Origin of the sequence: Hydrocarboniclastica marina, assembly GCF_004851605.1 — a bacterium.
In the GTDB taxonomy this organism is placed as follows: Bacteria; Pseudomonadota; Gammaproteobacteria; order Pseudomonadales; family Oleiphilaceae; genus Hydrocarboniclastica; species Hydrocarboniclastica marina.
On sequence record NZ_CP031093.1, the window covers coordinates 3477868 to 3491038 of the forward strand.

Annotated in this window: 10 protein-coding genes; 4 read left to right on the forward strand and 6 right to left on the reverse strand. The window is 59.1% G+C overall.

All coding sequences use genetic code 11. The features are described from left to right. Positions 1–9: 9 nt before the first annotated feature. From soil367_RS15390 to soil367_RS15405, 4 genes are all read right to left on the reverse strand, one after another. Positions 10–654 (reverse strand): acetoacetate decarboxylase family protein, encoded by a 645-nt coding sequence (locus soil367_RS15390; RefSeq protein WP_136549932.1) that lies wholly within the window; start codon positions 652–654, stop codon positions 10–12. After that, entirely contained in the window at positions 647–2083 is a 1437-nt protein-coding gene (gene hpnE / locus soil367_RS15395) for a hydroxysqualene dehydroxylase HpnE (protein ID WP_136549933.1), read from the reverse strand. Before hpnE ends, soil367_RS15390 begins: the two co-directional genes overlap by 8 nt. A gap of 198 nt (positions 2084–2281) precedes the next feature. Further along, entirely contained in the window at positions 2282–2488 is a 207-nt protein-coding gene (locus soil367_RS15400) for a DUF2795 domain-containing protein (protein WP_136549934.1), read from the reverse strand. Positions 2489–2839: 351 nt separating this feature from the next. Continuing rightward, positions 2840–3745: a DUF4382 domain-containing protein gene (locus soil367_RS15405; protein WP_136549935.1), complete on the reverse strand. Its 906-nt coding sequence runs from the start codon at positions 3743–3745 to the stop codon at positions 2840–2842. A gap of 468 nt (positions 3746–4213) precedes the next feature. Here soil367_RS15405 and soil367_RS15410 point away from each other — a divergent pair, with 468 nt between their 5' ends. The 4 genes from soil367_RS15410 to ppa all read left to right on the forward strand — a co-directional run bounded on the left by soil367_RS15410 (position 4214) and on the right by ppa (position 9726). Then, positions 4214–5491, forward strand: coding sequence for a bifunctional O-acetylhomoserine aminocarboxypropyltransferase/cysteine synthase (locus soil367_RS15410; RefSeq protein ID WP_136549936.1), 1278 nt, complete (start codon positions 4214–4216; stop codon positions 5489–5491). A gap of 296 nt (positions 5492–5787) precedes the next feature. Continuing rightward, a complete protein-coding gene (locus soil367_RS15415; protein WP_136549937.1) occupies positions 5788–7590 on the forward strand; it encodes a sensor domain-containing diguanylate cyclase in 1803 nt (600 codons plus the stop codon). A gap of 164 nt (positions 7591–7754) precedes the next feature. Further along, positions 7755–8903: an acyl-CoA dehydrogenase family protein gene (locus soil367_RS15420; RefSeq protein WP_136549938.1), complete on the forward strand. Its 1149-nt coding sequence runs from the start codon at positions 7755–7757 to the stop codon at positions 8901–8903. A gap of 295 nt (positions 8904–9198) precedes the next feature. Further along, positions 9199–9726, forward strand: coding sequence for an inorganic diphosphatase (gene ppa / locus soil367_RS15425; protein WP_136549939.1), 528 nt, complete (start codon positions 9199–9201; stop codon positions 9724–9726). Positions 9727–9801: 75 nt separating this feature from the next. Here ppa and soil367_RS15430 read toward each other — a convergent pair whose 3' ends face one another. Together soil367_RS15430 and soil367_RS15435 are read right to left on the reverse strand one after the other, a co-directional pair. Further along, entirely contained in the window at positions 9802–10809 is a 1008-nt protein-coding gene (locus tag soil367_RS15430; protein WP_136549940.1) for a DUF2333 family protein, read from the reverse strand. A gap of 77 nt (positions 10810–10886) precedes the next feature. Next, positions 10887–12884, reverse strand: coding sequence for an EAL domain-containing protein (locus soil367_RS15435; RefSeq protein ID WP_136549941.1), 1998 nt, complete (start codon positions 12882–12884; stop codon positions 10887–10889). Positions 12885–13171: the final 287 nt, after the last annotated feature.

Below are 13171 nucleotides of genomic sequence, written 5' to 3' on the forward strand. Positions count from 1 at the left end.
AATACAACCTTACCCGGGCGGCTGCATCACCAGGTTCAGCCGGTCCAGATGGAGCTGGCGACGCTGGGGTGATCCGGGCTCCGCACCCAGTTTCAAACTCGCGAAGGGACTCTCCGCCGGCACATCAATAGTGCCCGGGCTGATGCCGCAACGGGCGCGCCCGTTGCCGCGAAACCATACTGGCCCTTCTGCTTTCACCGAAATCACCGGCGCCATTAAAGGCAAAGTCTGCCAGGTGTCTGGCGTCCTGCGGACAATGCCACAGAGCCTCGTACCTGCCTGACTGATGCTCATACTCTGATCCGCCATCTCTTCGAACTGAGCCTGCTGCTTCGGCAGCCCCCAGATCGCGCGCCCGCCGGCCTCCGAACGTAAATCGTCCACATAAATATGCGAAATCCATGCGCCCAGCTTCCAGCGAAAACGCACGACCGCGCTGACGACAATGAGTTCGTGATACTGGAGACTGGACCCCTCCGTGTAACGCGCATAGTAGAGGCCGCCCAGGGTTTTACCGGGCAGAACAGGGACCACTGCCAGCTCTGGCGGAGTCAAGGCGCGGGCGGCAGACATACCGACCAGCCCGCTCTGAAAAAGGGCTGTTCCTTTCAGGCGCCAGGGCGCCGGCGGAAACGCGTTATCCAAGCTACTCATGAACGTGCTGTCGCCCGCCCACCAGCCGCGCCAGCCCGGTCAAGGGCGGCAGGGGCTCGGCCAGTTGGCAGGGCTCGCCCCTGTCAGAGAGAACCTGCTCAGCGGCGAGCCAACCGGCCCGGGTAGCGCTCTCCATGGAGCTGGGCAGCCCCGTATTAATCCAGTCGCCAGCCAGGTAAAGCCGTTCCAAAGGGGTGCGGCTGTCCGGTCGCAATCGCTCGGTGCCTGGTGACGGCTGGGCGATACCCATGGGGATACGGTGTACCCGTGCATGCAGGACCCTGGCCTCGGCAGCTTCGGGCAGATACTCAGCTACTTCGGCCTGGGTGCGACGGACAATTTCAGCATCGTCCAGCGCCGCACTCTCGAGACTGTACATGCAGTTGCTGGCGATCACCGAGGGCTGCGCCTTCAATGCAGGCTTTATGTTTGAGAGATCGTAGAAGTCATAATTGAGATTGTCCTTACCCCATACTTTCGTCCAGAACGGCTCATCAGTAAGTTTTCTGTCGAACCAGAGGTAACTGCAGATGTAAGGGCTGGGCTTAAATCCATCCAGTTGCCCGAACACGGTTTCTTTACCTGAAGCCGAGCTGGGCAGCATGGCCTTGAGGTCCTGGGGCGGGACCGCCACTATGCAGGCTTTCGCCGCGATGGACGTACCATCCTGAAGCCGAACGCCGGCAAATCTGTTGCCTTCCAGCTCCAGCCTCTGCACGTCGGTATTCAGTAGCAGCTGTCCACCTGCGGCCTCAATCCGCTCTGCGGCTCCGGGTGCAAACAGATCGCTCAGGGTGTCGCCTGCAAACCCGACCTGATAGTCGTTACGACCCGCCAGAAAGCGGATGAACCGGAACAGGGCACCGGTCGAGCAGTGTTCCAGGGGCGTGTTCATGATGGTCATGGCTGCTGACCGCCAGAACCAGTCGACAGCCCGTGCGCTGACACCCATGCTCAGCAGATGCTCTTCAGCATTGATGGCGTCCAGCTCCAGCATTTTTTCGTGGTCCAGCCTCAGTATCTGCCAGAGTACGCGCCGGTTTGACAGGAGATCCGCCAGACTGACCTGGGGCACGTTCAGCAGACTTGGCGCGAAATGCAGCGGGGCAATCAGCAAACGTAACCGCATGACCACCGGCCGGGGCTTGTCCACCAGAATGAGATGGGGGTGTGATTGCCACACGACCTGGTCAATTGTCCCCAGCTCCCGCAGCAGTCGCATCATGTTGCGGTACTGGCTGACCATGATGTGCGGACCGATATCCACCCGTTGACCGGTCGTATCGTCTTCGCAGGTTCTCGCCCGACCTCCGAGCCGGTCGCTGCGCTCCAGCAGCGTGACCTTGAGCCCGCGTTGACTCAGCCCAACCGCAGAGGTCAGGCCAGCGATCCCGCCGCCGACAATGATGACGTCCGTATCCTGTTTCATCCGGCCTGCTCCCCATTCTCAGCGCCACCCTTGCACCATTCCCACGCTGTTCCACAGGTTGCAGGCGCCGGAGACAGCCCAGCCAAAAGCTCGGCTCGCGCAGCTCAGTCTGCGGACGGCTGACGCAGCCGCGGTGTCAGACACCCGCACCGTGGCTTCGGCCCAAGAATGCGGGTGGGGGGGGCTATCGCCCAAACACTAGTGCGTCTGGCCGTACGCTTTCATCACGTCCTGCGGACCCCCAAACTCATCGGATGGCAAATTTTCGATAGCTTCAACAACCTCGTCGGGTGCGTCGTTGTCCTTGGCTCGCTTTGCCAACGCTTGTCTGCTGGCCGGGTAATCGACCCCATTGAGGTATTTCTGCAAATTAGCGGGTGATTCTCCACCTACACCTCGAGTCATAATTGCTCTCCTTGTGCTGTGGTAAGGGATTAACAGGTGCCCCACGAATACCGTCGCGGGGTTCAGTTTGGAAAGCATGGGCTATGCCAGACACAAAAACGCCGACGACCGGCGACAGAGAAATAGCGTGGTTGCCGAAGAACTACGACTGGAACTCATCTTGAGGATGGGGCTTTTAAAAGCAGTCGGGGTCAGCCAATTCGGGGGCAGTTTCTGCAGATTTTGCAGGGTGTGTGAAAAAACTTCGCGGCTGAGCGCGCAGACAGAAACAGAAAAGCGCACCGGCTGCTCTTGGGTCAGAGGCCGGCGCGCCGGATCTGGTGCTTGAGTCCTGTCCGGATTCTAATCAATCTACTCGGCGTTCGACTCAAAGTTCACGGTGGTGTCCTCGTTTGCCAGCACCGAGACAGAGGTCGTGCCCACAAAGGTCAGCTCGTCATTAGCGCCCATCTCATCGACACTGCATGTATAGGCCACGGTATATTCGCCTTCGCTCAGAAACGCAGCCTTGTAGGTAAAGATGCCATCGGTGTCGCCATCCGCAGCAGGAACGGCCATAAGCGCCTCGGGGTCTGTGCCGTCAAAGTCGTTGGGAACGATATCTGTTCCTTCAAAGACATAGACCAGCCCCGCATAGGTTTGGGAATTAGCACACTGTGCGGCCAGAAGGGCGCCATCGACCGTTCCGCCTATGTTGCCGGCCTGAACGTTGTCAATCAGGCGCAGTGCGGGCTTTAGCTTGTAACCAGCGAACCCGCCGGGATCAACAATGGACTTTCTGACGTCGAAGTCGATAGTGAAGTCTGCCGAGCCGCCGGCAGGCACGGTAAAGCCGCTGACGAGCTTAAGCCCGGTCTGGGCGACTGACGGAATGGTGAGGGGGTGCTGACCCTCGTTGTCATCAATAACATAAAGATCGCCGTCCAACTCACTAACGTCCAGCCGAACCCACTCGTAGGCGCCGGCCTGCACCGTCGCGTCATCCAGCAGCGCGGCGGCGTTGCCGCCCTGAAGGGTGAGCAGATCCAGTGTCTTTGGTTCATCGAACTCGAAGACGATAGCTTCGCCATCAGCAGGCTTCATGGAGACGCCGTTGAAGGTGATAAAGACAGACTTCAGCGAATCTACTGGCGCGTCGGTCAGGCCCAGGGACAATGTCCCGGTAGTGGAGGAACTACTGTCGTCACTTCCACCACAGGCCGCCAGCGATGCACCGATAGCGATTACTGACAGGGTCTTCCAGAAAGGGTGTTTCATAGGGAACTCCAGGTAAGAGCAGTTACTGGCTTGCCGGCCTTCTGATAGCAAATCTGGCTGAAGGGTCAGCCATGCATTTTCAGAACTCCAGGAAAGCTGGGCGTTGCTAAGCCAGGTTTTCGATTGGTCAGGCTTTCATGGGTAACCGGGTACTTGCGGGCTATTGCATGCCTTTCGGTCAGTCACGAGTGCTAGCTCATGCTCCAGTTTACCGGTCTTTCCAAAAACGCGTGTAAGGACTTGTATCGGGATGTAGCCAAGGACACTTTTCCGCCCGCGGAAGATCCGGCGCGGGTTGTATCTGAACGAATACGAACGGCACAAGTGCGCTCAAGAATACTGACCAACCAGGGCGAATGGCCCGCGTCGACGGCTCGCCGCCGATTGACCGACCACGCCCTCCTGCCGCATTCTTCAGTACGATTCTCCGAGCCCACGATTTTTTTCTCGCCTTCAAGGAATAGTCCAATGAAACTCGAAACCCAGGCCATTCACAGCGGCTTCAGCCCGGATCCGACCACGCGAGCGGTCGCGGTACCGATATACCAGACCACGTCATACGCGTTCGACGACACGCAACACGGCGCCGACCTGTTTGACCTGAAAGTGCCAGGCAACATTTACACCCGGATCATGAATCCGACCAATGATGTACTCGAGCAGCGGGTCGCGGCGATGGAAGGCGGCGTTGCGGGCCTGGCCGTGGCATCTGGGATGGCTGCCATCACCTATACCGTGCAGACCCTGGCAGAGGCGGGAGACAACATTGTTTCCGTGGCCAAGCTGTACGGTGGCACCTACAACCTCTTTGCCCATACCCTGCCCCGGCAGGGTATCGAGGTGCGCTTTGCAGCCCATGACGACATCGCGGCCCTGGAAGCGATGATCGACGACCGCACCAAGATGGTCTTCTGCGAAACCATCGGCAACCCTGCGGGTAACATCATTGATCTTGCTGCGCTGGCCGAGGCAGCGCATCGAAAGGGCGTGCCCCTGGTGGTCGACAATACGGTGGCGACACCCGCCTTGTGCAAGCCCATCGAGCATGGCGCTGACATTGTGGTCCATTCCCTGACCAAGTACATGGGCGGCCACGGCACGACCGTCGCTGGCATCGTGGTCGATGGCGGTACCTTTCCCTGGGCCGATCATGCGGACCGGTTTCCGCTGCTGAATACCCCGGACCCGTCCTACCACGGGGTCGTCTACACCGACGCCTTCGGACCGGCAGCCTTTATCGGTCGCTGCCGGGTCGTGCCTTTGCGTAACATGGGTGCAGCGCTTTCCCCCTTTAATGCGTTCCTGATTCTGCAGGGCCTGGAAACCCTCAGTCTGCGGATGGAGCGGCACTGCGAAAACGCGATGAAAGTGGCCGAATACCTGAGCCAGCATCCGAAAGTTGCGTGGGTTCAGTACGCCGGACTTTCTGATCACCCTGAGCATGCCCTGGCCCAGCGGTATATGGGCGGCCGGCCAGCTTCGATCCTTTCATTCGGCATTGTTGGCGGCGAGGTAGCGGGCGCGCAGTTTATCGATGCGCTGGGGCTTATTGTTCGGCTGGTCAACATCGGCGACGCCAAGTCATTGGCGTGCCACCCTGCAACTACGACCCATCGCCAACTGAACGATGAAGAACTGAAAAAGGCTGGCGTGCCTCGGGATATGGTCAGGCTATCTATCGGTATCGAGCACATAGACGATATCCTGGCCGATCTCGACCAGGCCCTGTCTAAATCTTCCACCTGAGACTAGATCTTCCATCAGAGTCTGAATCGTCCACCTGAGCAGGGCGCCTCTGCCCGCCTGATGCTGCAAGTCGGCCATCAATGCCTGCCCCTGGTTACCGAGACACACTCGGTAACCAGGGGTTAACAAATTGTGAAAGAAGCTTTCACATCTTGCCCCAAAATAGATCGGTAACTGAACTATAGTTTAGCTATTACAACAAGAATCAGGCGGACTACGTGGCTAGACGGCTTGCTCTTCCCTTCCAGTTTCACCGCCCGGCGAGCTCCTCGCCTGTCAGCCGCTTATGTGCTGGCATGCTCTTTCTGCTGTTGCTGACCCTGACGTCTGCAGTCCAGTCAGACACGCGTGTCACGCTATCTGCTGCCCAGAATCAGTACGAGCTCTCCTCAAGTCTTGCTTACCTCGAGGATCCATCCGGCGGGATGGCCCTGACGGATGCTCAGGCAGCATGGAAGGCGGGAGCCTTCAGCCGCAGCCTCGATGACTCGTTAAACTTTGGTTTCACCGATTCCGCTTACTGGTTTCGAATAGAGCTGCACAATAGCAGTTCATCTGAGCGCGGCTGGGTAATGGAGATGCTCTACCCGATCATGGATCAGGTGGAAGTTTTCTACCGCTTTGATGACGGCCATGAGCGCTATCAGATCGCCGGTGACTCGGTTCCTTTCAATGAGCGGTCCAGGCAAAACCATCATATTAACTATGCCTTCGCGCTTGCGCAGGGGGAGAGCGTAGAAGTCTTTCTCCGGGCCAAGACGACCGGAGCGGTACAGATGCCGTTGACCCTCTGGAGCGAAAACGCATTCAGCGCGCGCGACCATAACAAGCAGATTCTGTTCGGACTTTACTACGGCTTGTTGCTGGCACTTGCGATTTACAATTTTTTGATCTTCCTGAGCGTCCGGGACGTCAACTACCTCTGGTACGTCTCCTACATCATCTTCTATGGGCTTCTGCAGGCCTCTCTCAACGGTCTGTCGTACGAGTATCTCTGGCCGGACTCACCGCAGTGGAACAACCGATCGGTTGCGTTCCTCCTCTCTGTAGCCATGTTCTTCATACTGGCGTTCACCCGTTCGTTCCTTGCGCTTTGGTCCACGGCGCCCAGGCTGAATATGTGTTTCAAGGTCGCTATGGCCCTGTTCGCCGCGTTCTGGGTAATGAATCTGGTCGCACCCTACGACCTGGCGATTCGCGTCAGCACCCTGGCGGCCGGAACGATGGTGGCGCTGATTTTTGCTACCGGCGTCTACTGTTGGTGGCGCGAGTTCAAACCGGCCCGCTATTTCATGATCGCCTGGACGGCGCTCCTGATCGGTATGACCTGCTACGTCCTGAAAACGTTTGGGCTGCTGCCGGCGAACTTCATCACTGAATACGCCATACAGATCGGTTCGGCCATTGAGGTCCTGCTGCTGTCACTGGCACTGGCTGACCGCATCCGTTTGCTCACCGATGAGAACCGCAGGATTCAGAACGAGCTTACCAGCGAGTTGGAGAACCGCGTGCGCGAACGTACGGGCGAACTGGAGGAGGCCAATCGCCTGCTTGAGGTACTGAACGCTACCGATGGCCTCACCGGCATCCACAATCGCCGGCACTTCAACGACTCAATCTCGCTCGAATGCAAGCGCGCCAGCCGAGACGGCCCGCTCTCGATGCTGCTTCTGGACATCGACCACTTCAAGCATTTCAACGATACCTACGGCCATCAGGCCGGTGACGACTGCCTCACACTTGTAGCGCGTACGATCGCCGCGGCTGTCCAGCGAGAGGCGGACGTAGTCGCCCGCTACGGCGGGGAAGAGTTCGCCGTCATCATGCCTGCTACACATGCCTCTGGCGCCATGATGCTGGCTGAATCGATCCGGGAGCGAATCAAGCAACTGCCCATTGCCGTCGCGGACGGGCCGGTAAACGTCACCGTCAGTATTGGTGTCACTACCACGGGGGATGGCGCCCGATGCGATCCGGAAGCTGTGGTGAAGCAGGCTGACACGGCACTCTATGCCGCAAAAGAAGAAGGCCGCGACCGCTGTGTTTTCTGCCAGGGTGGCTCGACCCAGCAATGCATCAGCCCATCCCCGGCTCTGTAATACGGGACCTTCGACTCTCTGGACCAGCCATTCTGTTCTGCAACTGAACCGTCGTTTCGCCGAGACAAATCACGTGCCTGAGCAGTAGCGCACAAACCAAGCGCTTGCTTGGTAAACATGAGTCGGGCAAACTCCGCTGACATCGTTTCAGCCCGGGAGTGACCATGGCGCAGCAGACCGACTATTTCGACAGCACCCATAACCAGGCGCGGGAAACAGCCCGCCGATTCATCCAGTCGCAGGTATTGCCCCATATCGAGGCCTGGGAAGAAGCCGGCGAGTTCCCGCGGGAACTTTACCGGGAAGCCGGCGACGCGGGCCTGTTGGGTATCGGCTTCCCCGAGGCCCTGGGCGGTTCAGGCGAAGGCGATATCTTCCTCAAGATAGCGGTGAGCGAGGAGCTGATGCGGTCCACCTCCCAAGGACTTGTTGCCGGTTTGGGCTCACTCGACATCGCCCTGCCGCCCATCGTCAAGTGGGGCTCGCCGGCCCTGCGCGAACAGGTGGTGCCGGCTGTGCTGCGCGGGGAAAAGATCGCCGCGTTGGCAATCACGGAGCCCGGGGGTGGCTCGGATGTGGCTGCACTGAAAACCCGCGCCATCCGTGAAGGCGACTCTTACCGGCTAAACGGTAGTAAAACATTCATTACCAGCGGCGTCCGGGCCGATTATTACACTGTCGCGGTGCGTACCGGCGACAGTGGCCACGGTGGTATCAGTATGCTGCTGGTTGAGCGCGAGACTGCCGGCTTCAGCGTCGGCCGCAAGCTACGCAAGATGGGCTGGTGGGCCAGCGACACAGCGGAGCTTTATTTCGAGGATTGCCAGGTACCGGCCGAGAACCTTATCGGTCCCGAGAACGGCGGGTTCATGGTCATCATGACCAATTTTCTCAACGAGCGGCTGATGCTCTGTGTCATGGGCTACATGACCGCCCAGGTCGCTCTGGATGCTTCGCTGCAGTACTGCCGCGAGCGCGAGGCCTTTGGCAGGCCCATCGGCAAGTTCCAGGTGAACCGCCACAAGCTCGTGGAGATGGCGACCCAGGTCGACATCGCCCGGGAGTACACCTACCGCTGCGCGGCCCTGATACAGGCTGGCAAGACACCTGTCAAAGAAGTCGCCATGGCCAAGAATTTCTGCGCCGAAGTCGCAGAAAAAGTCTCACGCGAGGCCGTGCAACTGCACGGGGGTATGGGCTACATGCGCGAAGCGATGGTGGAACGTCTCAGTCGCGACGCACGCCTGCTGGCCATCGGCGGCGGCACGACGGAAATCATGAAAGAACTTATTGCCAAACAGATGGGGCTCTAGGGTTCGGACTGTGTGAGGGTTCGGGCTGTGTGAAATGTGGTTGGATTCTGCGAAACGCGGTTGGGCTGGGTGAAATGCGGTTGGGTTGCGTGAAATGCGGTTGGGTTGTGCCGCTAAGACGGCAGCGTTTGGGGCGCATTTCGCAAGTGCGCCGGTACAGGTATAATCCCGGCACCAAGCTACCACCGCAGGAGTGCTGCAGGGGATGCCGTCCGGGCTAACCTGCCCTGGCACTGGAGTAGCAGTGCCGGCCTTCCTGCCGTTGACCCATTCACAACCTCGAAAAGGACGCCCGATGAACTTTGACAATATCCCCCCCGGTAAGAATCCACCCGACGACATCTACGTTGCCATTGAGATTCCCGCCAACGCGTCACCCATCAAGTACGAGATCGACAAGGACATGGGCGCGATCATGGTAGACCGGTTTATGGCGACCCCCATGTTCTACCCGGCCAACTATGGGTTTATACCCAACACCTTGGCCGATGACGGCGACCCGCTGGATGTTCTGGTCGTGACGCCCTACCCGGTCATGCCCGGCTCCATCATTCGCTGCCGTCCCGTGGGCGTGCTTAATATGGAAGACGAAGCCGGCGGCGACGCCAAGCTTGTCGCTGTACCCCACGACAAGCTGAGCAAGGAATACCAGCACGTCAAGGACGTGGATGACCTGCCGGAACTGCTGCGCAAGCAGATCCAACACTTCTTCGAAAACTACAAGGATCTGGAAGAAGGAAAATGGGTCAAGGTACAGGGTTGGGATAACGCCGAGGCCGCACGGGAAGCCATTCGCCAGTCCATTGCTGCCTATAAAGGCTGATACTGGGGTTTGCGCTCATAAAAAAACGCCGGCACGTCCGGCGTTTTTTTATGCGGCTCGATCCGGTCGAGGGGCTTAGCCCTGACTCAACAGATTGCGCAGTTCGATGATCGAGGCATTGGTGCGGGAAATATAGGACGCCATGCTCAGGGAATGGTTGGCAAACAGCCCGAATCCACTGCCGTTGAGAATGATCGGGCTCCAAAGCGTGGCCTGGGTTTGTTCGAGCTCTGTCACGATCTGGTTCATACTTACCAGGGCGTTCTTTTTCTCCAGGATATCCCGAAAGTCAATCTCCACGGCACGCAGAAGATGCACTAGCGCCCAGGTCGTGCCACGGGCCTCGTAGAAGATATCGTCAATCTCATCCCAGGCATTCTGGACCTCGGTAACGTTGCCGTCGCTGTCCGTAGTGACTTTGCCAGCACTTTCGCTCAACCGGCGCGACAGGCTACCAAGCCGTGACTCGACATCTGACAGCCAGGTACGAAGATTATCAGCCCGGGCGTAAAACCGCGCATCAGCACCCGGTGCCGACAGCCTGCTCATATAGCTGCGCAGCGCATTGATGGCTGAGCGGTACTCAGTTTCGGTGGCCGGCAGTGCCCAGCTTGCGCTGTCAAAATTGAATTGGGGCTCAGCAATCGTCAGGTCGCGATCTTCAAGAGATTGCGTCTGGGCCCGGCTGAAATTCTGACGCATTGACCGGGCCATGTCGCGGACCTGAACCAGGACCCCGTATTCCCAGTTCGGCACATTGTCCATCAGCGAACCCGGCGGCAGAACGTCGTTGGTAATGTAGCCACCGCGCTTTTCCAGCAATGTCTCAGCGACCTGAACGAGCGCGGCTGTCGTGGTGTAGCCGACCACGATGTCGTCATTCTGGCGCTGGGCCATGTTAGCCGTGACGTCTTTCACATCGAACAGATCCGGCTCATGGTCCCACCAGAACCCAACAGCGAGCACTACGAGCACGTAGATAACAACCAGGGCGCTGATCCATTTGATCGCCTTCGAGGTGCCACTGTTCCCCGAATCGCCGCCAGCGCTGTTGCGGCCAGAGATGTTCAACTTCTTTAGCATTGTTGAGGTCCCGTTTGAGATTATTCGCATGAGCTCTGCCACAGGCAGGAACGCCTACGCTACCAGAATTTTAATCTTCAGGCTGGGTCAATGGCCGATAATGAGGGCCGGGCCAGATAAAATCCCATCGCGCCGTCAACGCCGAGGTGCTGGGCTGCGTGCCACTCCGCCTCCGACTCAATCCCGGCCAGAAAGACGTGCACATCCCGGCTGCGGGCGATCGGGGCCATGCTCTTAATGAAGAAAGCCGCATCGGGGCGCTGGTCGAGATGCCGCACAAAACTGCGATCGATGCGCACGCCGTCAATCACCCGGCGCTGCAGATAATCGAAACTGACCCCGCCAATACCGAAACGATCGACCATTACGCGCACGCCCATTTCCCGCAGTCGCGGGATCAAGTCTGACAGTACGCGCGTTTCACTGCGTATCGCGTTCTCGTGGACCGCAAGCCAGAGCCGCCTGTTGATCTGGGGCGTAGCACTCAGGCTGGCCAGCGTCTGTCTGCAAAACGCCGAATCAGCCAGCGAAGCCGTGCTGAGCACAACACAAAGGACAGCTTCCTCATGCTGTCGCAAATGATCAAGTGCATCCCTCAGCACGGTCTGATCGAGCTGCACAGCCAGCCCGTAGCGTTCGACCAGCGGCAGAAATTGGCTGGCCGCAGTCCATACACCGTCCACTTCAACCTGCGCCAATACCTGCTGAAACCAGAGTGTTTGGCGGTCCATCTGTACCGTGGGCTGAAAAGCCAGCCGCACCCGCTCACGCGCCAGCGCGTCAGTCAGGGCGGCCCGCCAGCGCTGCGCGCCCATACTGGCAACGGTGCCATTGGTACCGCAAACCACCGTTCCGGCTCCCACCGAGTACGACTGCGCCAGAGCGGCGTCAGCCCGGGCCATAACGTCCGACGAACGCTCGGGCGTCTCGGGCACCACGAAGCCGATCTGTACCGCCACGGTTTCGGCGCCGAGCGCTACGACATCGACCATCAACTCATCCCCCAACTGCTCCAGCCGGCTTTGCGCCTCCTCGGCGTCCGTGCCTGGCAGAAACAGCGCAAAGTCGCCACCCTGGCGCCGGGCAGCGAAGGCACCGGGATGCCCTGAGACGTAGTCCCGCAGTCGTTCCGCCGCTGTTTTCAGTAACGCATCCCCGGCATCATAGCCCTGCTTCTGGTTGTAATCCCCAAAGCCGGACAGTGACAGCAATGCTACACAGCCTCCGCTGGGTTGTTCATCGGAGTCGCATTCGGCACGCAGGCGATGGTCGAAGCTGGCGCGGTTGTCGAGGCCCGTTACCGGGTCATGCCGCGCCTGGCTGCGCAGGTCCTCGATCATACGGATCTGACCTGCCACCAGGTCTTCCAACTCCTGTGCCATCCCGTTGGCGGCTATGGCCACGCCACCGAGTTCACGAGTACGGGGGACAGGCACCCGTGCCCAGAAGCGATGGGCCCGGAGCTGCTCTGCCTGTTGTTCGAGCTGTGCCAGGGGGCGCAATATCAGGCGCAAACCGAAATAGGCCAGCAGGGTCGCCAGGACGCCTACCAGCAGGAAGCTCAGAGCGCCACGCCATACACCGGTCCAGAGCGCGCGGTAGGCAGAGGCCGGGTCGACCTCTACGGAGACCTGCCCCAAACGCTGCCAGCCCTGTATGACTTCGGCATCGGCCCGGGCATCGGGCAACTCTGCCAGGCGCCTGAACCAGGCTGGCACAGCCTTGACGTCATCTGATGCCACCCGGTCAACCAGAATCTCGCCCCCCGTGTCGGTGTAGATCACTTGGCGGTAATGGCCGTGGTCGAATAACGCATTGATGAAAGTCGCTACAGCGGCCGGATCACGGCCATCGACCGCGCTCGATAATGCTATCCCGAGCGCCGTGGCGGCGTCCTGGGCCTGGACCTGTTGCCGCTCCACCAGATGGTCGCGAAACTGGTTGAAGCCGAGTATTGCGCTAACTGTCAGCAACACAAAAACGAGCAGGACGATAAAACCGAGCAGCAGCGCTTTCAGACTAAGGCCGGGTTTAGCGACTCTGCGTTGAGGGTCGCGAGGTAGGTTCTGATTCATATCCACGTCCACTGTTGAATACTTGCGGTCGGCACGAACCGGCTCTGCTGCCACCACTTGCCTATTACAATCGTTCACAGAATTACAGGATGCGTGCGCCCGCCCGAAGCTTCAACACCGTCTATAGTTGAAGAGTGCCTGTTAGAGTGCTTTTTATTGAGGCGCACCTGTAGCTGACGAGCGTCCGCGGCCGGGAAAGGATAGTATTGCGCTCGAACTCCCACCCGGTTCAGCATCCGGATGCGTGGTCCGCACCCTTTACCGCGGGAGCGATTTAAACGGTCGCC

Coding starts and splice junctions, on each gene's coding strand:
- soil367_RS15390 (WP_136549932.1), bottom strand. CDS start 654: ATGAGTAGCTTGGATAACGCGTTTCCGCCGGCGCCCTGGCGCCTGAAA.
- hpnE (WP_136549933.1), bottom strand. CDS start 2,083: ATGAAACAGGATACGGACGTCATCATTGTCGGCGGCGGGATCGCTGGC.
- soil367_RS15400 (WP_136549934.1), bottom strand. CDS start 2,488: ATGACTCGAGGTGTAGGTGGAGAATCACCCGCTAATTTGCAGAAATAC.
- soil367_RS15405 (WP_136549935.1), bottom strand. CDS start 3,745: ATGAAACACCCTTTCTGGAAGACCCTGTCAGTAATCGCTATCGGTGCA.
- soil367_RS15410 (WP_136549936.1), top strand. CDS start 4,214: ATGAAACTCGAAACCCAGGCCATTCACAGCGGCTTCAGCCCGGATCCG.
- soil367_RS15415 (WP_136549937.1), top strand. CDS start 5,788: ATGCTCTTTCTGCTGTTGCTGACCCTGACGTCTGCAGTCCAGTCAGAC.
- soil367_RS15420 (WP_136549938.1), top strand. CDS start 7,755: ATGGCGCAGCAGACCGACTATTTCGACAGCACCCATAACCAGGCGCGG.
- ppa (WP_136549939.1), top strand. CDS start 9,199: ATGAACTTTGACAATATCCCCCCCGGTAAGAATCCACCCGACGACATC.
- soil367_RS15430 (WP_136549940.1), bottom strand. CDS start 10,809: ATGCTAAAGAAGTTGAACATCTCTGGCCGCAACAGCGCTGGCGGCGAT.
- soil367_RS15435 (WP_136549941.1), bottom strand. CDS start 12,884: ATGAATCAGAACCTACCTCGCGACCCTCAACGCAGAGTCGCTAAACCC.